The organism is Streptomyces sp. NPDC027962 (assembly GCF_055566095.1).
Genome location: NZ_JBVHTA010000018.1, coordinates 1 through 22,263, shown reverse-complemented (window position 1 = coordinate 22,263; position 22,263 = coordinate 1). Strand labels below are relative to the sequence as shown.

The 22,263-nt window shown below is 69.6% G+C and carries 17 protein-coding genes and 6 pseudogenes; 13 read left to right on the top strand and 10 right to left on the bottom strand.

Translation table 11 applies throughout. The features are described from left to right. Positions 1-3 precede the first annotated feature (3 nt). The 4 genes and pseudogenes from ACZ4SA_RS18485 to ACZ4SA_RS18470 all read right to left on the bottom strand — a co-directional run. A pseudogene (locus ACZ4SA_RS18485) lies at positions 4-171 on the bottom strand (site-specific integrase); the annotation flags it as partial. A gap of 198 nt (positions 172-369) precedes the next feature. Continuing rightward, on the bottom strand, positions 370-1,167 hold the full coding sequence (locus tag ACZ4SA_RS18480) for a class I SAM-dependent methyltransferase (protein WP_468275519.1): 798 nt from the start codon (positions 1,165-1,167) through the stop codon (positions 370-372). Between the two features lie 347 nt (positions 1,168-1,514). Next, the gene (locus ACZ4SA_RS18475; RefSeq protein WP_468275516.1) at positions 1,515-3,665 is read right to left on the bottom strand and encodes a UvrD-helicase domain-containing protein; all 2,151 of its coding nucleotides are present in this window, start codon (positions 3,663-3,665) and stop codon (positions 1,515-1,517) included. Between the two features lie 22 nt (positions 3,666-3,687). Beyond that, a protein-coding gene (locus ACZ4SA_RS18470) for an IS5 family transposase (RefSeq protein ID WP_468275770.1) occupies positions 3,688-4,565 on the bottom strand; the annotation gives its coding sequence in 2 pieces (ribosomal slippage) (positions 3,688-4,193 and positions 4,193-4,565; 879 coding nt in all). 45 nt (positions 4,566-4,610) lie between these two features. Between ACZ4SA_RS18470 and ACZ4SA_RS18465 the strand changes: the two genes are divergently transcribed. Then, positions 4,611-5,018: a DUF6193 family natural product biosynthesis protein gene (locus tag ACZ4SA_RS18465; RefSeq protein WP_468275513.1), complete on the top strand. Its 408-nt coding sequence runs from the start codon at positions 4,611-4,613 to the stop codon at positions 5,016-5,018. 95 nt (positions 5,019-5,113) lie between these two features. Here the strand turns inward: ACZ4SA_RS18465 and ACZ4SA_RS18460 are convergent, their stop codons facing one another. Then, a complete protein-coding gene (locus ACZ4SA_RS18460) occupies positions 5,114-6,475 on the bottom strand; it encodes a protein kinase domain-containing protein (RefSeq protein WP_468275510.1) in 1,362 nt (453 codons plus the stop codon). Between the two features lie 163 nt (positions 6,476-6,638). Here ACZ4SA_RS18460 and ACZ4SA_RS18455 point away from each other — a divergent pair, with 163 nt between their 5' ends. From ACZ4SA_RS18455 to ACZ4SA_RS18440, 4 genes are all read left to right on the top strand, one after another. Continuing rightward, positions 6,639-7,265, top strand: coding sequence for a hypothetical protein (locus ACZ4SA_RS18455; protein WP_468275508.1), 627 nt, complete (start codon positions 6,639-6,641; stop codon positions 7,263-7,265). 458 nt (positions 7,266-7,723) lie between these two features. Continuing rightward, positions 7,724-8,089 carry a hypothetical protein gene (locus tag ACZ4SA_RS18450; protein ID WP_468275506.1) on the top strand — a complete coding sequence of 122 codons (366 nt, stop codon included), beginning with the start codon at positions 7,724-7,726 and terminating at the stop codon, positions 8,087-8,089. Next, positions 8,086-8,319 carry a hypothetical protein gene (locus ACZ4SA_RS18445; protein WP_468275503.1) on the top strand — a complete coding sequence of 78 codons (234 nt, stop codon included), beginning with the start codon at positions 8,086-8,088 and terminating at the stop codon, positions 8,317-8,319. Before ACZ4SA_RS18450 ends, ACZ4SA_RS18445 begins: the two co-directional genes overlap by 4 nt. A 404-nt stretch (positions 8,320-8,723) precedes the next feature. Then, positions 8,724-10,313, top strand: a complete 1,590-nt coding sequence (locus ACZ4SA_RS18440) for an ABC transporter substrate-binding protein (protein ID WP_468275501.1) — start codon at positions 8,724-8,726, stop codon at positions 10,311-10,313. A 7-nt stretch (positions 10,314-10,320) separates the two neighbouring features. Here the strand turns inward: ACZ4SA_RS18440 and ACZ4SA_RS18435 are convergent. Further along, a pseudogene (locus tag ACZ4SA_RS18435) lies at positions 10,321-10,650 on the bottom strand (tyrosine-type recombinase/integrase); the annotation flags it as partial. Here ACZ4SA_RS18435 and ACZ4SA_RS18430 point away from each other — a divergent pair. After that, positions 10,651-10,740, top strand: a pseudogene (locus ACZ4SA_RS18430) (RbsD/FucU domain-containing protein); the annotation flags it as partial. A gap of 38 nt (positions 10,741-10,778) precedes the next feature. Here the strand turns inward: ACZ4SA_RS18430 and ACZ4SA_RS18425 are convergent. After that, positions 10,779-11,759 carry an alpha/beta fold hydrolase gene (locus ACZ4SA_RS18425; RefSeq protein ID WP_468275498.1) on the bottom strand — a complete coding sequence of 327 codons (981 nt, stop codon included), beginning with the start codon at positions 11,757-11,759 and terminating at the stop codon, positions 10,779-10,781. 356 nt (positions 11,760-12,115) lie between these two features. Here ACZ4SA_RS18425 and ACZ4SA_RS18420 point away from each other — a divergent pair, with 356 nt between their 5' ends. The 4 genes and pseudogenes from ACZ4SA_RS18420 (at position 12,116) to ACZ4SA_RS18405 (ending at position 16,507) form a co-directional block, all read left to right on the top strand. Further along, entirely contained in the window at positions 12,116-14,167 is a 2,052-nt protein-coding gene (locus ACZ4SA_RS18420) for a glycoside hydrolase family 5 protein (RefSeq protein ID WP_468275496.1), read from the top strand. 69 nt (positions 14,168-14,236) lie between these two features. Continuing rightward, positions 14,237-14,374 (top strand): annotated as a pseudogene (locus ACZ4SA_RS18415) (DUF397 domain-containing protein); the annotation flags it as partial. Between the two features lie 133 nt (positions 14,375-14,507). Continuing rightward, positions 14,508-15,038 (top strand): annotated as a pseudogene (locus tag ACZ4SA_RS18410) (sulfatase/phosphatase domain-containing protein); the annotation flags it as partial. Positions 15,039-15,160: 122 nt separating this feature from the next. Next, complete coding sequence (locus ACZ4SA_RS18405) at positions 15,161-16,507, top strand: PASTA domain-containing protein (protein ID WP_468275494.1); 1,347 nt, start codon at positions 15,161-15,163, stop codon at positions 16,505-16,507. Between the two features lie 44 nt (positions 16,508-16,551). On the opposite strand, the pseudogene ACZ4SA_RS18400 reads toward ACZ4SA_RS18405, so the two are convergent. Together ACZ4SA_RS18400 and ACZ4SA_RS18395 are read right to left on the bottom strand one after the other, a co-directional pair. After that, positions 16,552-16,677 (bottom strand): annotated as a pseudogene (locus tag ACZ4SA_RS18400) (CBS domain-containing protein); the annotation flags it as partial. A gap of 107 nt (positions 16,678-16,784) precedes the next feature. Next, on the bottom strand, positions 16,785-18,572 hold the full coding sequence (locus ACZ4SA_RS18395; RefSeq protein ID WP_468275768.1) for a S8 family peptidase: 1,788 nt from the start codon (positions 18,570-18,572) through the stop codon (positions 16,785-16,787). Positions 18,573-18,985: 413 nt separating this feature from the next. On the opposite strand from ACZ4SA_RS18395, the gene ACZ4SA_RS18390 reads away from it, so the two are divergent. Together ACZ4SA_RS18390 and ACZ4SA_RS18385 are read left to right on the top strand one after the other, a co-directional pair. Further along, positions 18,986-19,423: a hypothetical protein gene (locus ACZ4SA_RS18390; protein ID WP_468275491.1), complete on the top strand. Its 438-nt coding sequence runs from the start codon at positions 18,986-18,988 to the stop codon at positions 19,421-19,423. A gap of 211 nt (positions 19,424-19,634) precedes the next feature. Then, positions 19,635-21,179, top strand: coding sequence for a hypothetical protein (locus ACZ4SA_RS18385; protein ID WP_468275488.1), 1,545 nt, complete (start codon positions 19,635-19,637; stop codon positions 21,177-21,179). An 18-nt stretch (positions 21,180-21,197) separates the two neighbouring features. Here the strand turns inward: ACZ4SA_RS18385 and ACZ4SA_RS18380 are convergent, their stop codons facing one another. Then, positions 21,198-22,013, bottom strand: a complete 816-nt coding sequence (locus ACZ4SA_RS18380; RefSeq protein WP_468275485.1) for an N-formylglutamate amidohydrolase — start codon at positions 22,011-22,013, stop codon at positions 21,198-21,200. A gap of 24 nt (positions 22,014-22,037) precedes the next feature. Between ACZ4SA_RS18380 and ACZ4SA_RS18375 the strand changes: the two genes are divergently transcribed. Further along, positions 22,038-22,187 carry a DUF6336 family protein gene (locus ACZ4SA_RS18375; RefSeq protein WP_468275765.1) on the top strand — a complete coding sequence of 50 codons (150 nt, stop codon included), beginning with the start codon at positions 22,038-22,040 and terminating at the stop codon, positions 22,185-22,187. Positions 22,188-22,263: the final 76 nt, after the last annotated feature.

Here is a 22,263-nt window from a genome sequence, read left to right as displayed (position 1 = left end):
GCTTTATCGTCTGCTGTCGCCAGGGGCGAGAAGGCTGGTCAGCTCCGAGATCGCCTCGGGGGAGGGCTTGAAGTAGCGGCGGACGTTCTCCGGCTTCTTGTGCCTCGACTTCGCCATCAGCATCAGCAGGGAGGCACCTTGCTCGCCGAGGTGGGTGAGGGCGGAGTGCCTTGTGTCCGCAGAGGCCGTGTGCGGGGACGGTGGTGTTGCGATTCGCCTGGGTAGATTCGGTGCTGCGTTCGCGACTCGGATGCTGGGCTGTGTAGCGATTCGACTGAGTCCGAGTGACTGGCGTCACACCGTTGCTGTGGGATGGAGAGCCGCCCGGATGACGCGTGAGACGCCTGAACCGAGGCGGCTGATCCAACATCAGTCGTTCTGCTTCCAGGCGGTGAGCTGGAAGAGCCGAGCGGTGTGCATGTAGGGCGGGCGTGCGGTGGTGGCGAGTTCGAGGCGTTCGAGGTCCGCGTAAAAGTCCGGTTCGTGCTTGCGTGCGTCGTCGGTGATGTAGTCGCAGAAGCTGCGGATGCCGTAGTGGGCGATGTCCCGGCATCCGAGCTTCCGCAGGATGGGGATGATCTCTTCGGCTGTGTGGAGTGTCAGCGCCGAGTTGAACATCTGGGTCCGGGCCTGATCGGTGTCAAGCGCGGCGAGCGCAGCCGCGGGGTCCATCTCCCGGACGGCGGTGGTCAAGGGCGCCGAATGCCGATTGATCGCCATGACGGAGACCAGGCCCCCGGGCTTCAGCGGGGCGAGCGCCGAGGCGAGAGTGCCTGGGACGTCGTCCATGTATTGCAGGAGGTTATGGCAGAGCACGACATCGAACTCCCCGTTGCCGAGGTCGCGGGGGAGATCGGTCGCGTCGGCCTCGACGCAGCTGATCAGCTCTGTCACGCCGCCTGCCGCGGCTCGCTCGGCGGCCGCGGCGAGCATGGCGGGCGCGTAGTCAACGATGGTGACATGGTGCCCGCGGGCCGCGAGGCGAATGGCGTCCCCACCGTCGCCGCCGGCGAGGTCGAGTACCCGCAGTGGCTCGCCGCCCTGGCCGTCGAGGTGACGGAGCAGGTTTGCCTCGGCGATTGAGTAGCGCAGTCGGCCCCAGGGGGCGTCCTGCCATTCCTGCCAGGTGGTCATCGCGGTATTGAACTTCTCAGGAGCTTCAGGCATCTGGCGACGATAGCGGCCTGGCCGTGCGGGCTGCGGGTGCGGACGTATCAGCTGCACGGTCAGCTGCATGTCCCGATGGTGGTCGTGCGGGCTGCTGGGAGGCGGGTCACGTCGTTGGCCGCAGCGGCTGTTCCGCGGAGGTGAACGATCTCTTCGTGTTGTGCGGCGAGCCGTGCCAGGGCCTGTCCCGGTCGTGACGGTGCGCCACGCCAACGCCGACGGCGGAGGGGCCACCGGTGGCGATCGCCTTGTTCCGTGTCCGTGTCCGTGTCCTGCGCGGGACACGAAGCTCCGACGAAGAGTCTGCCTGACCCATGTCGGCAGAACCAGACAGTGAGGAACTCGCTTTACACTCCCGCCTCCACCAGGAACGGACTGGGCTTGCCCGACCAGGAGACGTACAGGCTGTCGCGGGCCCTTGTGCAGGCGACGAACAGCAGGCAGCGTTCCGACAGCATGTCCGTCTCGTGCTGCTTGGAGTCCACCTCGGGCGGTGTGACCGCCTTCGGGAACGGCAGCGTGTCCTCGGTGACGCCGATGACCGCGACGCAGCGGAACTCCAGGCCCTTGAACGAGTGCATGGTCCCGACGCGCACGGTCGTCCCGTCCTTGGTGGCGGCGTCGGCGGCGCGCAGGGTGGCGGCGGGAACGCCGGCGTCCTTCAGGCGGGCGACCGCCTTCGCGCACGTCTTGTTGAACCGGGCGCTGACCCCGATCTCCCCGGCGCCGACACCCGCGTCCATCCACGCCTTCACCTGCTCGACGAGCAGGTCCAGTTCGGCCTCCTCTGTCGACGCGTCCCGCACGACGGGGCCGTCGCCGTGGAGGGCGGAGCGGTAACCGAGCAGGGTTTCGTCGCGGCCCTCGTCCTCCAGCCGGCCGATCGGGCGGCCGATCAGCAGGGCGGTGGACCAGCGCAGGATCTCCTGCGTACTGCGGTAGTTCTTGCGCAGCTTCACGGACCGTCCGGCCACCTTGATGCCCAGCGACTTCAGCGACACCCGCGAGTCGTAGATGCGCTGGTGCGGATCGCCCGCGATGAACAGGTCGTCCGGGCGGGCGGGGACGGCCGCGCGCAGCAGTCTCCACTGCGCCGGGTGGAGGTCCTGCGCCTCGTCCACCACGACGTGCCTGTACGGCGGCCCCTTCGCTTCCAGCAGCCGTGCCGCCTCCGCGCACGTCTGGAGCCAGGTCCGGCCCCCGTCCGCGGCCAGGTCGGCCGTGAACCGCTCCACCGTCTCCCACACCAGCGGCCGCTCGGCGGTTGTCAGCCGGCTGCCCCGGCCCCGCCGGTCCGCCGCCTCGTACTCGGCCAGGGTGGTGATGCCCTGCGCCAGGACGACATGCCGGTACTCCTGGGCGAGGAACTGCGCGCTGCCGGTGAAGCCCGTCACCTTGGCGGCCTTGCCCCAGCGGCTCACCTCCTCGTTGCTCATCAGCGGCCGCAGCGGGACCGCGTCCGGTGCCTCCGCGACGACCCGGCTCGCGAAGCCGTCGACGGTCGAGATGTCCACGCGTTCCCGCAGCCCCGGGTCGTCCACCAGGGACTCCAGACCCGCCCGGAGCGCGTCGACGAGCGCGTTGGTGTACGTCGTGAGCAGGATGCGGTCGCCCTCGCGCAGGTGGCCGAGCAGGTGTTTCACCCGGTGCAGCGCGACGACGGTCTTGCCGGTGCCCGGCCCGCCCGTGACCTGCGCGGGGCCCGAGTACGACGCCCGGTAGGCCACCTTCCGCTGGGAGGGGTGCAGGAACACCCGCCAGGCCGCGAAGGGCTTCTCGAGGATGTCCCGCAGCTCCTCGGGAGCCGTCACCAGCGCGAAACGCGCCCGGGTGTACTGGATCGCGGTCTCGTAGTCCCGCGTGTCCACCGGCTGCGTGGACGCCTGAAGCGCCGGCGCCACGATGTCCTGCCAGACCTCCTCCACCGTGCAGCCCGCGGCCAGGTACTGCAGCACCTCCCGCTGGTCCTGCGGCAGCAGCGGCGCGAAGACGTCCAGCTGCTCCTGGTCGACGAGCGACCGCGCCTGCCGCAGTGTCTCGTCGTCGATGCCGAGAGCCTTGAGGTCCCCGTCGGAGAACTTCGCGAACAGCCTTTCCTTCGACGAGGTTTCGGCGACCCGTTCGTAGGCCGGCGTGATCTCGTCCAGGGTCGCCGCGTCCCGGATCTCGACCGCGCGCGTCACCTCGTTGATGCTGGACTTCTGCTTCATCGCCCAGGCGATGGCCTTGTCGTGAGCCATGACCCGCAGCAGGACGAAGGTGTCCCCGGAGGGCGGCGCGAGTACCACCCCGCGCCAGAACTGGTCGATACGGATCGTCCGGATCTGTTTGTCCTGCGCCTTCGTCAGGCTCTCCAGCTTCAGACCCTGATCCTTGAAGAGCTGGTCCAGAGAGAGCCGGTTGAACTTCTCCCAGGCGTCGAGCACACCCTTTCTCACCGGGGGCTGGAGCTTGGGGAGTTCGGCGAAGAAACCGATGTCGAAGGCGAGCTGCGGCATGCGGAGATCCTAGGGCCCGTCTTCAAACGGATCTCGCCCAGAGCAGGAACGACGCCAGGCTGACCGCCGCTTCGTAGGAGATGACGGTCTTGTCGTACCTGGTGGCGACGCCTCGGAAGTGCTTCAGCCTGTAGAAGCACCGCTCCACGGTGTTGCGTCGACGGTACGTCTCGCGGTCGAAGCTGGGGGGCCGGCCGCCTTGGCGGCCGCGGTTGTGTCGGTGTCGCTGTTGGTCGGCCTTCTCGGGGATGGTGTGGCCGATGCCGCGTTTGCGCAGGTAGGCGCGGAGGGCGCGAGAGCTGTACGCCTTGTCTGCGATCACGTGGTCGGGACGACAGCGCGGACGGCCGGGGCCGAGGCGTGGGACGCGGATGCATTCCAGCAGCGGTTGCGCGTAGATACCGTCATGACGTTGGCCGGGAGTGATCAGGAGAGCCAGCGGCCTGCCTCGGCCGTCGCAGGCAAGGTGGATCTTGGTGGTCAGACCTCCGCGTGAACGACCGAGGGCGTGATCGTCCGGTTCGTCCGGCTGACGCGTCCCCCTTTTCGGCCGGTGGCGGCGGCATGCTGATGAGCTCGCACGATGGTGGAATCGATCTGGACGAGCCAGTCGATGTCGCCGGCCGCATCAGCCTGGGCCTGGATCTGCTGAAGGGCCTGGGCGAAGACACCGCTCAACGCGTAGCGACGGAAGCGGGTGTAGACCGTTTGCCATGGTCCGTAGCGGTCAGGTAGGTCACGCCACGGCAGGCCGGTGCGTATCTTGTAGATCATCCCGTTGACGACCTGCCGGTCATCCACCCTCGGTCGGCCGGTGATGGCCCGCGGTATGAGCGGAGCAAGCAAATCCCACTCCTGGTCACTGAGTTCGTGTCGGCGCGTCCGACCATGATCTGCCAGGAAGTGATCTTTGATAACGGGCAGCAGTGCCCGCACAATCACGACATGACCAATACTGTTGAAGCAGCCTGGCACAAAATCCTCACCACGGCCGGCGAACCTCGCCGACCGGAAGGATCGCCGCTTGCCGCTCCGTTTGCCCAGCTGGTGCTGGTGGCACATGCAGAGCCGCTGCTTCGCCAGCTCTACCCCTGGGCCGGTATGTGGGAGCTGCACTTCAGCAGGTGCACGGAAATCCGCTACACCTGGGACATCCCCTACATCGGCACCCTAGGAGACGGCCGGTACTACGTCGAAGGGCCGAGCCGAACCAGCCCGCGGATCGCCGAGACAGACAGTGTGCAAGCTGCAGTAGGGATGGTCGTCGATCGTCTGCCATCACACTGCGGCCCGGCCTTCATCGGCAGCGCAGAGGAACTGGCCGCCTACGAGAGATCGCGGGACAACAGGTAGATACGAGCCGCCGACTTCGCGCCGGGAGCTCAGTAGGCACCTTTGAAGACGGGTCCTAGGTGCCCCGGCCGCCCGCGGTGCGGGCAAAGGCCAGGTCAGGCCGAGGAACCGGCACTGTCGCCGTCGAGATCCAGCCGGATGACAGCCAGGGTCTCGGCCACTTCGGCGGTCAGCTCGTCGTCCGGGCCCAGCACCACGCACAGGTCCGTGTGCAGCGGCTGCAGGACTTCGTACGCCTCCGCCGCCCGCTGCTGGGCCAGCAACAGCATGCCGATGTCGCGGCGCAGCTCCACCGCGTTCTCACTCACGTCACCGTCGACGGCGCGGACGGCGTCGAGCACGCCGTGCAGCCCGGCCAGCGCCTCTGTCCCCTGGCCGAGTTCGCCACGGCAGCGCGCCGCCTGGGCCCGGCAGTCCAGGGCCTCCTCGCTGTTCGGGCCGCTGACACGTCCATAGGCGTCCGCCAGGGCCTCGAACTCCGGCAGCGCGGACCGGTGATCACCGGCAAGCTGACGGCTGAACGCCCGGCGCCTGCGGAGCGCGAGGACCGCCTTGCTCTCCGCGCCGAGCACCCGGGCGGCCGGCTCGATCATCTCGCCGACCACTTCGGCCGCCTGCGAGAAGCGGTCCTCGTCCCACAGCGCGGCGCAGTGCTCGTACACCTCGCGGATCTGCTCCCGCAGCTCGTCACGCTGGGCGGGCGGCAGCACGGGTGCCGGAACCGCGTCCGGCCCGGCGCCGGCCGCGTTCTGCCGCGCGCCCGTGGCTCCGGCGCGCGAGCGGGGCGCGTAGGGGCGGCGGAAGATCCCGGTCGGGTCGGGCGCCCCGGCGAGCCCCGCCGCCTCGGGTTCGGACTCCTCGCCGGGCACCGGCAGGAAGGGGCGCAGCCGCTCGTACACCTCCTGCACGTCCGCCGGGCGCGCCTCGGGCGCCTTGCGGAGCAGGTGCAGGACGAGTTCTTCCAGGGCCTCCGGTACGTCGGCCCGCAGCCGGCGCAGCGGCACCGGGGCCGCGTTGACGTGCTGCATCATCAGTTGCCACTCGCTGTCCCCCGCGAACAGCGGCTGTCCGCAGAGCAGTTCGTGCAGGACGCAGCCGAGCGCGTACAGGTCTGTGTGCGGTGTCACCCGGGCGCTGCGCACCTGCTCCGGCGCCATGTACTGGTACGTCCCGACCGGGCTGCCCGTGGCGGTCAGCTTGGTGACGTCCGTGCGCAGGATCGCCGCGATGCCGAAATCCAGCACCTTCACCGTGCCGTCCCGGGCGACGAGGATGTTACTGGGCTTCAGGTCGCGGTGGACGACGGGCACGTCGTGCGCGTACGACAGCACGGTCGCCACCTGCGCTGCCACGGCCACCGCCCAGCTGACGGGGAGCGGCGGCCGGTCCGGGCTCACGTAGCCCCGGACGCCATGGTGATCGCCGTCGACGGCGAGACCCAGACGACCGCCTGGCACGACATCTACCAGGACCCGGAGTCCTTCGGCCTCACCTATACCGAGCTGAGTCGGCGGGTCCGCGTCCCCTTCGAGCTCTACCTGGGGATCTCCCCGGCGGACGCGGCGGCAGATCTTCTACGACCGCAACGTCAAGGGCATCGACGTCGCCAAGAACCTGGCCATGTCCATGGACCAGCGCGACCTCGCCACCCGACTCGCCTACGTCGTCGGCGAGAGGCTCGAGGTCGAGTCGGACGGTCGGCGGATGCCGTTCGGCAAGCTGGTCAACGCCAGCAAGCGGCAGCTCACCAGGACCGACAAAGAGGTCGTGACGCTGTCCGCGCTGCGGACGCTGATCGTCACCACCGTCTTCGGCAGCAAGGGTGTGCAGTACTCGGCGGCCAACGTCCACGAGGGCGACCTGCCGCCCAACACCGACGCCGACGAGGTGGAGGCGGTCGTCGTCCGTCTGGTGTCCCGGCTGATCGGGGGCCGCTTCCCGGACTTCGCCCGACGCAGCGCCATCACGGCCCCGGCCGTGATGGCAGGCCTCGGCGTCCTGCTGGACCGCGCGACCCCCTGGTGCGACCCCGGTGACGCCATGGGCTACGAGACGGTCGAGCACCTTCTCGCCGACGTCCGCTGGGAACGCGAACCCGCCTACTGGGACGGTGTCTGCGCCAGCGTCGGCTCCACCGGCCGACTCAACTTCAGCGGCGGTGTGAAGGACTCCGCTGGCCGCGTAGCGGGCGCGCTCCTCGACCCGCACAGTGAGTTGGGCCGGAAGATCCGGGGTCTGTGGAGCTGAACAGGCCTGCGGCACGGATTCCTTGACGCCGGGACCTTCTCGGCCGACGCCCCTCTCCGGACGGTCTCCACCAGCGGGGCACGGCCCACGGCTCCCGCACCCACCCTGGCGTCGCGTGCCGAGGAGGTCGGACGGGTGGGACAGTAAACGCCTGGGTGATCGCGGTGGTTGCTGCGTTCTTGCTGCGAGAGCATCGCCCTAGTGAAGTTCCGGCCATGACTTCCGGGGTGGTTGTGCGAGCGCTGCAATGGACGCTGGTGGACACGGTGAGGGTGGGTGGGGCGCCTCTGCGTGTTGCGCGCCGTCAGGTTGCGCCGGGCAGTGGCAGCAGAGGGCTGCGCCCGAGAGGGTGTTCGGTCGTGACCCGTTGTCAGTGGCGGGTCCAGGGTGAAGCGGAAGACCGTTCCATGCCGGGGATTTGACGAATAGGGCATCGGAACATCTCTTGTGGGGACAGAGTGGGTCATTCTTATCAGGCGTGGCAGGAAGTGCTGGCCGAGGAGTTCTTCGGACGGCAGCACGCCGGCCACCCGACGCTGTTCTACGTCGACGACGACGTGGAGCAGGAGCTCAGGCACGGATACGGCCTGGAGGAGCCTCTCGCACAGTGTGTGGGCAGGTCCCTGCGGCTGGGGACCGCGGAACCGTACAGCGCGCTCGAGGACTACCGTTGGCGCAAGCGGCAACAGGACAAGGACGGCGTGCCCGTCTTCCTGCCGCTGCTGGCCTGCTCGGTGATGGCCGCGTCCCGGACAGCCAGGAGGGCGCGCGCGGCCTGTGCACCCTTCCCGCCCCCGCCGACCTGCCCTCCAACCGCAGCATGATCGGGTTCGCCCAGTCCCAGGCGCCGCGGAGCAGGAAACGCTGGCTGGAGGAGACCCCTGACGCCCGCCTCACCCTGATCCTCGACGAGCTCCACATGTACCGCGGCACGGCCGGCACCGAGGTGGCCTACCTGCTGCGCAACCTCCGCCACCGCCTCGGCCTCGACAAGAGCCCGAGAAGCTGCGTGTACTCGCCGCCTCCGCCTCCCTGGAGGCCGGACGTGCCATGACTCGATCCTCTCAAATGATCGAGTCCCTACCGAACCCGGAACGGTTCGGCCTGACCACCAGCAAGGAGCCGATCGTCGCCGGTCCCCGCGAGTGACCGCCTCCGTGGCGCCTGCGATCTCGCCGACCGGAGCACGGCCAGGCAGACCCTGGGTGCGCCGCCGGGTACGCTGGCCTGGGCGGACCCGTACTCGCGGGTGGCGTGTGGGGGGCCGGATGGGGGGCGCCTGCCCGCCGGCACCCACCACGATCCGCCCGCGTCCAGTCCGATTCCGGTGCCCGCGCCTTCAGCCTTTCAACGCGTCCTCCGACGTCCAGTTGTGGGAACTCGAGCGCGGTACCGCCTGACCCTTCATGACCCGGTCGCATGGGCGCGGCCGGATACGAGATCAAGAGGCATAGTTCTGTGAAGGCACGATTCAAGCGAACGACAGCACCGCTCGCGGCGGGGCTGTCCGCCGTCCTGCTGGCGGCCGGCTGCGGGGCGGAGCAGGGCGTCGGCTCCGGCGGTGACGGCGTCCGGGTTGCCGTCGGCATCTCCGACGAGGTCCTCGCCACGGACCCCGCGGACGGCTACGACCCCGGCTCCTGGCTGCTGTTCAACAACGTCTTCCAGTCCCTGATGAGCTTCCCCAAGGGCGGCTCCACACCGGAGCCGGAAGCCGCCGAGAAGTGCGGCTTCGAGGCCGGCAGCACCGTCTACCGGTGCACGCTGCGCGAGGGCCTCAAGTTCAGCAACGGCAACGACCTGACCGCGAAGGACGTCAAGTTCTCCTTCGAGCGGGCGTTGAAGATCGCCAGCGACTCCGGCCCCGGGCCGCTGCTCTCGACGATCGACAGCATCGAGACCCCGGACGACCGGACCGTCGTCTTCAAGCTGAAGGTCCCCGACGCCACTTTCCCGAGCAAGATCGCCTCGGGTGCGGGGTCCATCGTCGACCACCGCGAGTACGAGGCCGACGTTTTGCGCACTGACGGCAAGGCCGTCGGCTCCGGCCCCTACAAGCTCGACTCCTTCACCGACAAGGAAGCGGTCTTCTCGGTCAACCCCAACTACAAGGGCAACGCCCGGGTGCGGAACACCGGCGTCACCCTGACGTTCTTCCGCGGCGACCAGAAGCACCTCGGCTCGGCCCTCAAGGACGGCAACGTCGACATTGCCTACCGTGGCCTCACCGCCCAGGACATCGACGGGCTCCAGGGCTCCGTGGAGGCAAGCAAGCAGGGCATCGCGGTCGTCGAGGGCAGCAGTGCCGAGGTCCAGCACATGGTCTTCAACATGAACGACCCGGTCGCGGGCAAGCTCGCCGTGCGCAAGGCCTTTGCCTACCTCATCGACCGGGACGCCCTGGTGAGGGACGTCTACAAGGGCACCGCCGAGCCGCTGTACTCGATCGTCCCCGCCGGCATCGCCGGTCACAACACCGCGTTCTTCGACCTCTACGGCGGTAACCCGCAGCCGGACAGGGCCCGCAAGGCCCTCCGCGACGCGGGCATCGACGAGAAGGTGAAGATCACCCTCTGGTCCACGCCGAGCCGCTACGGCCCGGCCACCGACCTGGAAATGGCGGCCATCGCCCAGCAGCTCAACAAGAGCGGCCTGTTCGACGCGGACGTCAAGTCCGTCGAGTTCGAGCAGTACGAGAAGGGCATCCAGGCCGGGCGGTACGGCGTATACGTCAAGGGCTGGGTCCCCGACTACCCGGACCCCGACAACTTCACCCAGCCGTTCTTCGGCGAGGGCAACGTCCTCGGCAACGGCTACGAGAACAAGCAGATCACCGAGGAGATCATCCCGGAGACCTCCGCCATCGCGGACCGCTCGGCCACCGACGACAAGATCGTGAAGCTCCAGGACATCGTCGCCGAGGACCTGCCGATCCTCCCGCTCTGGCAGGGCAAGCAGTACGCCGTCTACCACGGCAACGTCACCGGCCTGGAGTGGACGCTCGACGCCTCCACGGTCTTCCGCTTCTGGGAGATCAAGAAGGCTTGATCTGTGGCTAGGCCGTTTGACCTGCGGTTTCGCGGGTCGCATCGCCTACCTGTCCGCACCCGGTCCGCAGGCCGCCAAGAACGGCGTCCATGACGGATCGGGTGCGGTCCTCGTCTCCGGGCCACAAGTGCGCGTAGATCCGCCGTGTGATCACCGGGGACGCATGCACGAGGACCAGCTGGACCTGTTTGACGCTTGCCCCGCCGGCGATGAGCGCGGAGGCATAAAAGTGCCGCAGGTCGTGGGTCACCATATGCGGCAGCACGACGGGCTTGCGGCCCTTGCGCTCGGCCGCCTCGTTCTCCGCCGCCTGGAGCGCCTTGCGGGCGCAGTTCCAGCGCTGACCGCAGGGGCCTGCCCGGTGGTACGGACAGGTGAGGCCCGACCGTACGCGAACGTGTTGCTGCGCTGCGGCGTCTTCTGCTGACGCCTCTTCTCGGAGCTGTCGGACGAGCACGGGTTTCATCAGGCGGGCAGGGAGTCGAGCCAGCCGGTCAGGAGCCTGTTGATCTCGGCGGGGCGCTCCTGCTGGATCCAGTGGCCGCAGCCGTCGAGGATGTGGGAGGAGACCAGGCCGGGGAGGGTGGTGGGGTACGCCCTGATCGCATCGGCCATCCAGGTCGTGGAGGCGTCCAGGCTCCCGCCGGCGAACAGGGAGGGCTGGGTGACCGGCGCGCTGTCGAAGTCGGCGAGGTCCTCCCAGTCCCGGTCCATGTTCCGGTAGCGGCCGAGCGCCCCGCTCATGCCGGTCCGCTCGAACTCCCCTGCGTAGACGTCGAGGTCGTGCTCGCTGAGCCAGGCGGGCAGCCGTCCGGCGGGGAAGCGGTCACGCATCGTCCCGCCACGGCTGACGAAGTGCGGGCCGGGCGTGCCGGGCGCGGCCATGGTGTCGGCGGACAGGGCGGCGTAGAAGCCCGCGAGCCAGCCGCGCACGTCGGGCTCGATCTCGGCCTCGGCCCGGCCGGGTTGCTGGAAGTAGGAGACGTAGAACTCCTCCTTCCCGCCCATCTGCGCGAAGATCTGCGTGGGCCTCGGCCCGCCCCGTGGGGCGTAGGGAACGCTGAGCAGCCCCACCGCACGGAAGACGTCCGGCCTGACGAGAGCGGAGTTGGCGGCGACGGCCGCCCCCCAGTCGTGGCCGACGATCACTGCGGACCGTTCGCCCAGGGCGCGCACCACCGCGGCGCTGTCCTCGACCAGCTCCAGCATCCGGTACGCCGTCGGGTCCTCGGGCCGCGAGGAACGGCCGTAGCCGCGGACATCGACGGCAACCGCGCGGTACCCGGCCGCTGCCAGGGCCGGAAGCTGGTGGCGCCAGGAGTACCAGGTTTCCGGGAAGCCGTGCACGAGGAGGACCAGCGGCCCGGTGCCCTGCTCCACCAGGTGGGTCCTGCCCGCGGGGGAGGGGGCGAGCCGGTGCGTGACGTCCGTGGCCTGCTGCGACATGGATCCTCCGGAGCTCGGGGTCGGGCCTGGCGTTGAGTCAAGATCGGCCCTTCAGCATGCGGGAGCGGCGGGGACGTGGCGAGTCCTGTTGCCGCTTCAGCAAAAGCGCAGCTCCTCCGCGTTCGCGACGAACGCGGCAGACATCACCGAGCGAGTGTCCTGATGCCGGGAGGCTCTTGTGGCCGTGGCCCGGGTCCGGCGGCGAAGGGCCCGGAGGCGCACGATGGCGACGGTTCCGGTTTGTGATGGTCCAGACCTCTGTTCATCATCGCCGTAGGCCGTCATTATGGCGCAGTCATGTCAACCCGCTCGCTCGTGGGCGGGCCGCGCGCCGGAAACGGACGGTACCGACGGTCATGCGCAGAACTCTCTCCAGCACCGCCAACGCCGTGCTCGCCGCCGCACTGTCCGCGATCCTGGCCTCGAGCGCGGCGGCGTCGCCCGCCACCGCCGACGAGTCGCCCGCCACGGCGGCGTCCGCGCTTTCCTCCGCGCTCCCCGCCGCGCATCCGGTGCCGACTGCGCTTCCGGCGCCGGCCGCCCGTCCCGCGTCGGTCGCCCACCCGGCGCCGTTCGCCCACCCCGCGCCGGCCGCCCGTCCCGCGTCGGTCGCCGTGTCCTGGACGCCCCCGCTCAGCACCCGCGGCCGCTACATCGTCGACGCCGACGGCAACCGCTTCAAGCTCAAGTCAGGCAACTGGCACGGCGCGAGCGGCACCTGGACCGGCTCCGGCAGCCCCGACGACCCGGCGAACAACCACGCGGGCGAGAAGTCCGACCGGATCCCCCTCGGTCTGGACCGCGCCCCGCTCTCCGAGATCGTTGCCGGATTCCGCGAGCTCGGGCTGAACAGCGTCCGCCTGCCGTTCTCGAACGAGATGGTCCATGACCGACGGCCCGTCGCCGACGCGTCCGTGGCGGCCAACCCCCGGTTCCGGGGCCGGACACCGCTCGAGATCTACGACGCCGCCGTCACTGCCCTCACCGACGCCGGTCTCGCCGTCATCCTCAACAACCACACCAACACGACGCGCTGGTGCTGCGCCGTCGACGGCAACGAGCGCTGGAACGCGAGCCAGAGCGACGCGGTTTGGGAGGCGGACTGGCTCCTCATGGTCCGCCGCTACCGCGCCAACCCGCGCGTCGTCGGCGCCGACCTGTACAACGAGGTACGCCGCAACATATGGGACGACCCCAACTGGGGCCTCGGCGACCGCCACGACTGGTTCGCCGCATCGCAGCGGCTGGGCGACCGCATCCTGCAGGAGGCGAACCCCGACCTCCTCGTCATCGTCGAAGGGATCAACTGGACCGGCATCCCCGTCGACGGCCTCCCGCACGAACGCCCCACCCTGGAGCCCGTGCAACGGCTGTCCCACACCCTCGTACGCTCCGGGAAACTCGTCTACTCGGCACACTTCTACGGCTACACCGGCCCGAACCACAGCGGCGCCACGGGCACGGGCGAGACGTCGGACAACCGCTACCGCGACTTCACCCGCGCCGAACTCTTCGACGTCCTGGACCGCCAGGCGTTCTACGTCACCGCCCACGGCGACCGGCACTTCACCGCACCCGTGTGGATCAGCGAGTTCGGGGTCGGCGGCCGGGACGAGCACGGCGAGAAGCCGCGCGCCTGGTTCGAGAACTTCGTCGACCATCTCGTCCAGCGGGACGCCGACTTCGCGTACTGGCCACTCGTCGGCCATCACGAGAACAAGCAGGGCAACGGCTGGGCCCTGCTGCACTGGGACTCGGCAGGCCGCCGGATCGGTGTGTTCGACGGCGACGACTGGCGGGCAGGCGCCTGGAGCCGGCTGCTCGGCTCCGAGGGCCGGACCGGTCATGTCCTGCCCACCGACCGCTGGTCCATGCTCAGCCCCGACCACGGCGACTTCGTCCAGTCCCTGCGGATGCGCGCAGCGGGCGACTGGGACGCGGGCGCCCGCAAGGCCGTCTGCCCCGACGGCCAGCGCCTCGCGGGTCTGAGCCACACGGGCAACCGTGGGCTGTGCACCGACGCGGGGGCGCGCGACCTCTGGGCGCCGGACGCCCGGTACGAGGCCGTACGCGACGAACGCCATGTACGACCGGGCGACGACTGGGCGGCCGGGTACACCAAGCTGCAATGCCCGGCCGGCCACTTCCTCATCGGCTACAGCGTCCGCGGCGGCGCCGTCTCCACCGCTCTGTGCGCAGCTGCCCGGACCAGGCTGGGGGAGTCGGGCCGTACGGTGTGGTTCGACCGGGGCGACAACCGCCCGCCCGGCCCGGGCGGCGGCGACTTCGCCCACGGCCGCTTCAAAGGCCAGTGCGCGCAGGACGAGTACGCGGCCGGCATCGCGTACACCGGCCGCGTGGGCTCGTACCGCACCCCCGACGCGCTGCTGTGCCGGCCGCTGGTGTGAACGCGGCCCGCGGTCCCTTCCGGCCATGTTTCCGCGTACGAGTGCCACCCACGCCGAAGCCCATGCGGCTCTCAGGGCGACAGCTGCGTGGAGGTCGCACAGAAGCCTGACACCGTCTGCCTCCGCGACTCCAAGGAGGAGAGCGGCCCGGTGTTCGCCATGCCCCCGGCGGCTTGGGTTGATCTCATCGGGTACGCGGCATTCTGACCCGATTGCCAGTGCCCGCGGGTCGCGCGGGGCTCGGAGCGCCGACAGCCCCGTCCGCCCTGAGAGAGGAACGGCCCGGCCCGAGGGGGAGCGGCCTGTGGTTGTCGCCGCGACGCGCCCCCGGTTACGCTGAATGCGCTTCCAAGGACCATGCGTCCGTCCGTACAGCCTCGACCTCACCGGCCTCGACGCCTCGACCGCCGTCGCCTACACCTCCGACCACGGCTTCTTCCTCGGCGAACGCGGCTGGTTCGACAAGCGCTTCATGTACGAGGAGGGCATGCGCATCCCGCTCGTCCTGCGCTGGCCCGGCGTCACCGAGCCCGGCACCCGCCGCGAGGACCTGGTGGCGAACATCGACTACGCCCCGACACTGCTGGACATGGCGGGCCTCGCGCCCCATCCGCGGATGCAGGGACAGTCGCTCGTCCCTCTCCTCAACTCCTCGTCCGAGGAACCGGGTCGGCGCGATGCGGTGTACTACCGCTACTACATGCACCTCGACGTCTGCCACAACGTCCAGGCCTGCTACGGCATCCGTACCCGCACCCACAAACTGATCCACTACCCCGGCCACGGCTCCGCCGCCGACGGAGCGAAGGACGCGCCGCGCACCCCGGCGTGGGAACTGTTCGACCTCACCGCCGACCCGCACGAGCTGCACAACCGACGCGATACGCGGCACCCGACCGGCATGGGCCCGGGCGGGATGGAGAGCAGGGCACAGGTCGGTGACGAAGTGACATCGGGGAGCGGCTTTTGCGTATCAGTCGCTAATATCCCCGCATGTCCGAGAGTGCCGCGCAGCGCCAACTGCGAACCGACCCCCGTACCGCCACGGCCGCCGTCGGCGAAAGGATCTCCCTCACCAACGACGAGGCCAAGGTCCTGCTGGAGGTACTCGAGCCCGGCGAGACCGTCCGGGCCCTCTACCACAATGGTTGGGGCGACGCCGTCCTCACGAGGAACGGCCTCATCCTGCTCCGGCACTTCGGGTCACCCAAGGCGACCCGCGTGCCCAAGCCCTTCCGGATTCTCCGTCGTACCTACGGCATGTTCGACGCCGTCGAGATCCTCGTCGAGGGGCGGCCGCACAAGCTGCACGGCTCGAAACTGGACCCCAAGGGCGAACTCCTCCTCCAGGCCAGGGGAGAACTCCTGCCTCCCGACTCCCCGTTGCGCCCCGGCCGGGGGAAGTGCCTCTTCACCTGGGTGCGCCGACACCCCGTCCTGATGTCCACTGGCGCGGCCGTGCTGTTCTTCACCGGCCTGGGTACCGGCTCCGGCGGGGAGGAGGACGCGGCGCAGGTCCGGGCCGAGAGTGCGGTGGCCGTCGCCGACTTCGTCGACACCCAGCTGTCCGCAGCCGCCGCCGAGGCCGGCGGCCAGCCGTGGATGAGCGTGTCGGCCGCTGACGCCTCCTCCGCCCGCCGGCAGGTACAGAAGACCGAGCAAGGCTGGCGTGTCTGCTTCCAGACCCCGTCGCGCGGCGAGACGGTCCGCCGCGCTGCCACGGTGCTGACGCTCTACGCCGTTCCGCAGGGGGAGAAATGCCCGGCGCGTCTGCACGGTGCACGCCAGGTCGTGATGCCCGACCTCGTCGGCGAACGGTTCGAAGACGCCTCGCGTACCCTGAACGACCTCGGCTTCGATCGCACCGTCCTCTTCCACGCCCACAGCGGCAAGCGCCTGGACGAGGAATCGCGTGAACTGTCCGACTGGCCGGTGTGCCGGCAGCAGCCTGCTCCCGACACGCAGATCTCCGTCGATACACAGGTCGCCGACCTCTGGCTGATCGGTCCCGGCGATCCCTGCGCCGCACCCAGCCCGAAGCCCAAGCCGAAGCCCAAGCCGAAGCCGAAACCGAAGCCCTCCTACGGAACCACCTCCGGCGGAGGCGCCACGGGAAGCGCCACCGGCGGCAGCAGCACCGGCGGCAGCAGCAACGGCGGCGGTTCGTCCTCCGGCGGCTCCTCCAGCACCTCGGGCGGCAGCACCGGTGGGCAGTCCGGTCTCCAGTTCGGGCAGTTCTGTTCCCCGGTGGGCGCCATCGCGACGACGTTTGACGGGCGTCCCGCGAAGTGCTTCATGGGCAAGGACGGCAAGGCTCGGTGGGGCTACAACTCCGGATGACAGGGGCGAGCAGCGGCTGAAGGGGTGGACCCGGGGCAGATACAGGACACGAACTCCCGAAGTACCTTGGCGAAGGTGGCCAGTTCGTCGATCATCTGCGCCGGGAGCGGCTTCTCGTCGAAGTGGGCGATCCGGTTACGGATGTCCTTCACCCGCTTTCCTGCGCGCCCCGTACGGCGGTGAGCCGGCGCGGCGTTGCACACTGACAGCGGCCGGGGCCCGGCGGGAGGCCGGTCCAGGTCCCGGGAAGCACTCCGGGGCCTGGACCGGCCCGCCCCTAGAACGTGAGGTTCCAGGCGTCGATCCAGCCCGTGTCCTGCCGCGCCACGTCACGGACGCGCAGCTTCCAGGTGCCGTTCGCCGCCTCCGAGGAGGCGTTCACCGTGTACGTCTTCGCGACGTTGTCGGCGCTGTCGCCGTTCGGGAAGTCCTCCAGCGTGTAGACCGTCCCGTCGGGTGCGACGAGGGACACCACGAGGTCGCCGCGGTAGGTGTGCTTGATGTCCACACCGACCTTCAGCGTGGCCGGCGCGTTGCCCTCGACGCCGGTCACGGTGACGGGGGACTCCACCGTGGCGTTGTCGACGATCGTGACGTCGGCCGTGTTCTCGAAGTACCCGCCGGGCGGCGGGGTGGTCCCGCCGACCGCCTTCAGCGCGTCGACCTGGCCCTCACCGAAGAACGCGTTCCTGGCCGTCGTACCCGTGCACCGGCTGTCGGACGGGCAGGCGATGTCCGTGGCCTGCTCCGCCAGGAGTGTCCTCAGCCGGGCAGGAGTCGCGGCCGGGTCGGTGCTCGCCAGCAGCGCCGCCACACCCGCGACGTGCGGGGAGGCCATCGACGTGCCGTTCATGTTCCCGTACCTGCCGCCGGGAATCGTCGAGTAGACACCGTACGCGCCGTCGCCGCCAGGGGCCGCGACATCGATGACGTCCCGCCCGAGGTTGGAGTACGACGCCTTCACGTTCCCGTTGCCCATCGCCGCCACGGTCACCACGCCCGGCAGCTCGGTCGGGATGTCGACGCACGCGTTGGTGATGGTGCGGGTGACCGGCGTCGAGTCGTTCGGGCTGGACGTGTCGGTCCGCTTGTTCGCCAGATCGTAGTTCGAGTTGCCTGCCGCGGCGACCTGAAGCGACCCCTTGCCCTCCGCGTACTCCTGCGCGCGGCGCACACCCTCGATGATGGCCGCCTGGTCCACGTTGTCCGGGCAGTTGAACATCCACGGGTCCGTGTAATAGCTGTTGTTGGTGACCTTGAAGCCGTGGTCACCCGCCCACATGAAACCGCAGATGGTGTTCTCCGCGAAGAACAAGCTGGTGCTGGGCTCGGCGATCCGCACGGACGAGATCTTCACGCCGGGTGCGACACCGATGACGCCCTTGCCGTTCTTGGCCGCCGCGATGGTGCCCGCGACATGGGTGCCGTGGGTGCCCACGTCACGCCACGCGCCGGTACGGGTGTCCGCCTTGCCGTAGGCGCAGGACACGGAGTCGGCCGCGTTGAAGTTGGGCGCGATGTCCTGGTGCAGGTCGTCGACACCGGTGTCGAGCACGCCCACCTTGACGGAGGACGAACCGGTGGTCACGGCCCACGCCTTGTCGGCGTTGATCCGGGTCATGTCCCAGCGGTTGGTCTCGGTGAGGGTGGTGGGGGACTGCGGGGGAGTGGCGGGGAGCGCCGGGTTGTACGCGTCGGCCGGCACGTCCGAGGTCCGTGTGGCGCCGACCTGCTGGACACCGCCGACGCCGCGCATGGTGGCGGCGAAGGCGCCGGAGGCGGAGTGCGCGACGACGACACCGATCGCGTGGTAGTGGGCGAACACCGTGCCGCCGTTGGCGGTGACCGCGCTCCGCACGGCCGAGGTGTCGCCGGGCGCGGTGATGACCAGATAGGCCCGGGTGCCCGCGGCCCAGGCGGCGGGCGCGGCGACGGCCGAGGTGGCCCTGGCCGGAGCTGCCTGTGTGCCCTGGGCGGCGTCGACCGCACCGGCGGGAGAGGCGAACGCGACGGCCGCGCCGAGGGCGGCGCCGATGACGAGGGACCGTCTGAGGCGGCGGGACATGCCGCCGGCTATGAGGGGGGTTGTCAAGACATCCTCCGAGAGCCCGGGGCGCTGGTGGCGCCGGCCGGGCTGTTGGTCGAACGGGATCGACGCAAGATCTCAGACGATGGCGTGACGTGGGAAGGGCCCAAAGTGGCCCAAGTGCCCGTCACGACAAAGTGGTTGCCTGTGCTCCGGATCGCGGTGCATCCGGCGGCCGCGGCCGCCGGACCACCCGTCGGGGTCCGGGCCGAGGTCCATGACGCTGCGCGCCGTCTCGTTCGCCGGCTCGGCCCGTGCACTGACGTGCACCGGCTCGGCCCGTGCACTGACGTGCACCGGCTCGGCCCGTGCACTGACGTGCGCGTTCCGTGCGTCACACGGAGCGGACCGGACCGGAGCCGACATGGCGACCGCTGATAGATTCGCCCGCCATGCGATCACGCGAATACGATCTCGACTTCCGTGACCAGTCCAGCCGCATACGCGCCTGGGGCGTGGGTCTGCTGTCCGTGGCGACCGCCCTGTGGGCGTGGTGCGCCATTCTGCTCCTGACGCCCTACGAGGTCGACGAGGAACCCGGCGACCGCTATCCCCAGGAGTGCCGGTCACGGCTGTTCACGGAGTGGGGAACGGCCAACGAGGGCCTCCAGAACGGGGACTACTGCCAGGACGAACGTGACTGGCCGGAAGCGCTGGCCGTGCTCGGGCTGTCCGTACCGGTCTCGGGGGCCGGAATCGCGCTGTTCACGTTCGGCGCACTGAGCCGCCGGATGAGCGCCCACGCTGAGGCGATGCGCGTGCTGGACGAACTGGCGGACAGCCGGGAGCCGTCACGTGATCTCCTGGGCCGGGGCGGCTTCAAAGAGTGACTGCTCGCATCCGTGTCGATCGGCGGGGTCCGATGACTGCCAGGGGCGGACTGAACGGCTCGAACGTACTGCGGTAGTCCTCGCGCACCTTGACGAGCAGCTTGGGCACGTTGATGCCCAGCGACTTCAAAGACACCTGCGTGTCGTGGATCCGCTGGTGTGATGTGCTCCGGCGTGCAGGACGGACGTGACAGAGGAAGGCTTGAGGCCGGTGGCGACGACATCGAGGTTCGACCAGCGCGTGGTCGCGTTGGTCGAGCTGCGGGGGACCCGGATCGAGTGCGAGATGTTCGAGGAAGCACTCTCGGGGCGCGGATGGCCCGTGCTGGAGAAGCGCGGAGGCAGTGTTTCCGATGTCACCGGGCGCTGTGTCTGGTACACGATCGAGGCCCGCTTCCCCGGCAGCGCCATCAACGCTGTCAGGGGAGCCCGCGAGCGGATCGAGGTCATCTCGGACGAGCTGCAGCTGGATCTCAACGTAGAGGTGGCCGACCGCGTGGTCCGTGACCCGGTGGACCGGCCTCACTGGTTCGTCTACGACCGTCCCGAGGCACACCCGCGCACGGCCCGGATTCCTCGCGTCACACGTTGGACGGAACGCTGGAACCTCTGGAGCGCGGAGAACCTTGGAAGCCGGGACACCGGCCGCCTGGTCACAGCTGCCTCTGCCTCGGCGGCGCAGCACCTCTCTGCGCGGCCCCTGCCCGGGACGAGGCCGCAGCCGCGCCGGGCGGCCGCCCGGAGGCACGCGGGAACGTCGCGTCGGGTGCCGGTCGGCCTCGGGACAAGGCGCTACGCCGGGCGCCAGCTCATCTGGTTGCTGGTGTACATGGTGGCGATGATCTGGGCGGGAGCCCGCATCGGTGACCGGTGGCCGCACGGCTTCGGCTCCTGGTGGGGATTCGGGCTGTTCATCTGTGCGCTGATCCCGGTCGGAGTGACCGTGATCCGCAGGGGCATCCCCGAACTTTCGCCGGCAGGAGCCCTGGCCGCTGCAACGGTGCTTGCCGCGTTTCCAGTCGCTCTCGGGATGAACGCGGCGCGCACGGCACCGACAGCGGGCGACGGGTCGCGGGTCATTTCGTATCTGATCGCAGGCTACGTCGTCTTCAACGGGATCCGGTTGCTCGTTCGTCAGTGGACGTGGCAGCGAACGGCACCGTGGTTGCTTCCCGCCCTCCTGCCGATCTTCTTCGGTCTCGTTCCTGCCGCGGGGCTCGGGCTCCATACCTTCTACCTCGACGCCTTCGGACTCGACCTGGAGGACGTCGAGGTCCCGAAGGCGTACCAGATCGTCGTCTCGCTGAAGCTCATGGCGTCGATGAGTCTGTGGCTGATCGCGCTGTCGCTGCTGGGGTACATGAAGCACTTCCACCGGTACATCAGGGACCGGTGGTTCGGGAACACTGTTCTCGTGTTCGTGACCTTCCTGCTTCTGGTCATCGGCACCTTCGACGGCGGGATTCTGCCCGCAGGCCGGGCCGGTGAGGCGGCGGTCGCCGCGGCGAAGTCGGGCAGGACGCCGAGTCCGTATTTCGGCGTCGAGCCGGAATGGGTATGTGCCCGTCCGATAGGCGCGGCAGCGAACATACCTGTCGACGGTGGCGAGTTCGTTCCGTCCCGTCCGTACCTGAAGGTCGGTGACGCAGGTGGCACGGTGGTGCTCTGGGCCGCCGGGGAGGAGCAGGCGCTCAAGCTCCCGATGAGCATGCTCCGCATCGTGCCGGCGGACAGCCGGCCGACGTCTTGCACGTAGCACTGCGGCCGCCGCCGGTCAGCTCCCGTCGCCCGCCCCAGTGCCGATCGCGTCGACCAGTTCCGCCAGCGCCTGTGCGAGCGCGCTCAGCCCCGGGCCCGCCGGGCCGCCGGGCTCGGTCATGTAGACGTCGCGGCGTATCTCGATCATCAGCGCGCCGACCCGCCGGTCCGTGCCGTAATGCTTCAACGGCACATACGCGCCCGCGAACGGGCTGTCCATGCCCGTCCCACCGAAGCCGGCGAACGCCTTGTGAGCGGCGGCGACCAGCTCCGGCGGGGTGTGGAAGGAGTCCGTGCCCAGGCAGATCGGAGGCCGCGGACCGTCGCCGTATAGCTCGTACGGCAGCCGCTCGGTCGGGTACGAGTGCACGTCGATGACGACGGCCCGCCCCACGGCGCCGAGGCGCTCGTCCACGGCCGCCGTCACCGCAGCCGCGTACGGGTGGAAGTACCGTTCGATCAGCGGCTGCGGATCGAACCCGGCGTCACGCAGATCCTTCCGGTGCGTCGTCCGCGTGTAGACCGCGCCCATGCCGACGGCCAGCATCTCCTCACGCTCGTCGGGGAAGCGCTCGGGGTCGGTCACCAGCCGCGACAACTGGTTGACGAACCGCCAGGGCGCGACCCGCGCATGCGCGGCCGCCACGGCCGCGATCTCGGCGGTGTGGGCGTCGGTGATGTGGTCCAACTCCCGCTCGAGCGCTGCGTCGTCGAGCACGATGCCGCCGCGGACGTGTGCGGGTATCGCGCGGGACGAGTGCGGCACGTGCAGGACGACGGGGGAGTCGGCGGCGCCGGGGAGGAGCCGGAAGGACTCTGAGGTGTCGTTCACGCGGAGTTCCTAGCTGCGGTTCGGATCGAACTCGGGGAGGCAAGCACGCCCTGCCTCGTGTTCGGTGGCTTCTTCTGGGCCGTGTGCGGGTGCGACGTCAAGCGGTGGCGCGACTGGCGCACCATCAAGGGCCGGACGGAGGCCGTCACCGTCATTGAGCATTGTTCAACCTGAATTCGCTGGTCATGGGGCTGGCGTGGGCTGGGGCTGAGGTTCTCGTGCCGGTCGGGGTCGTGATCGGTAGCAGGTG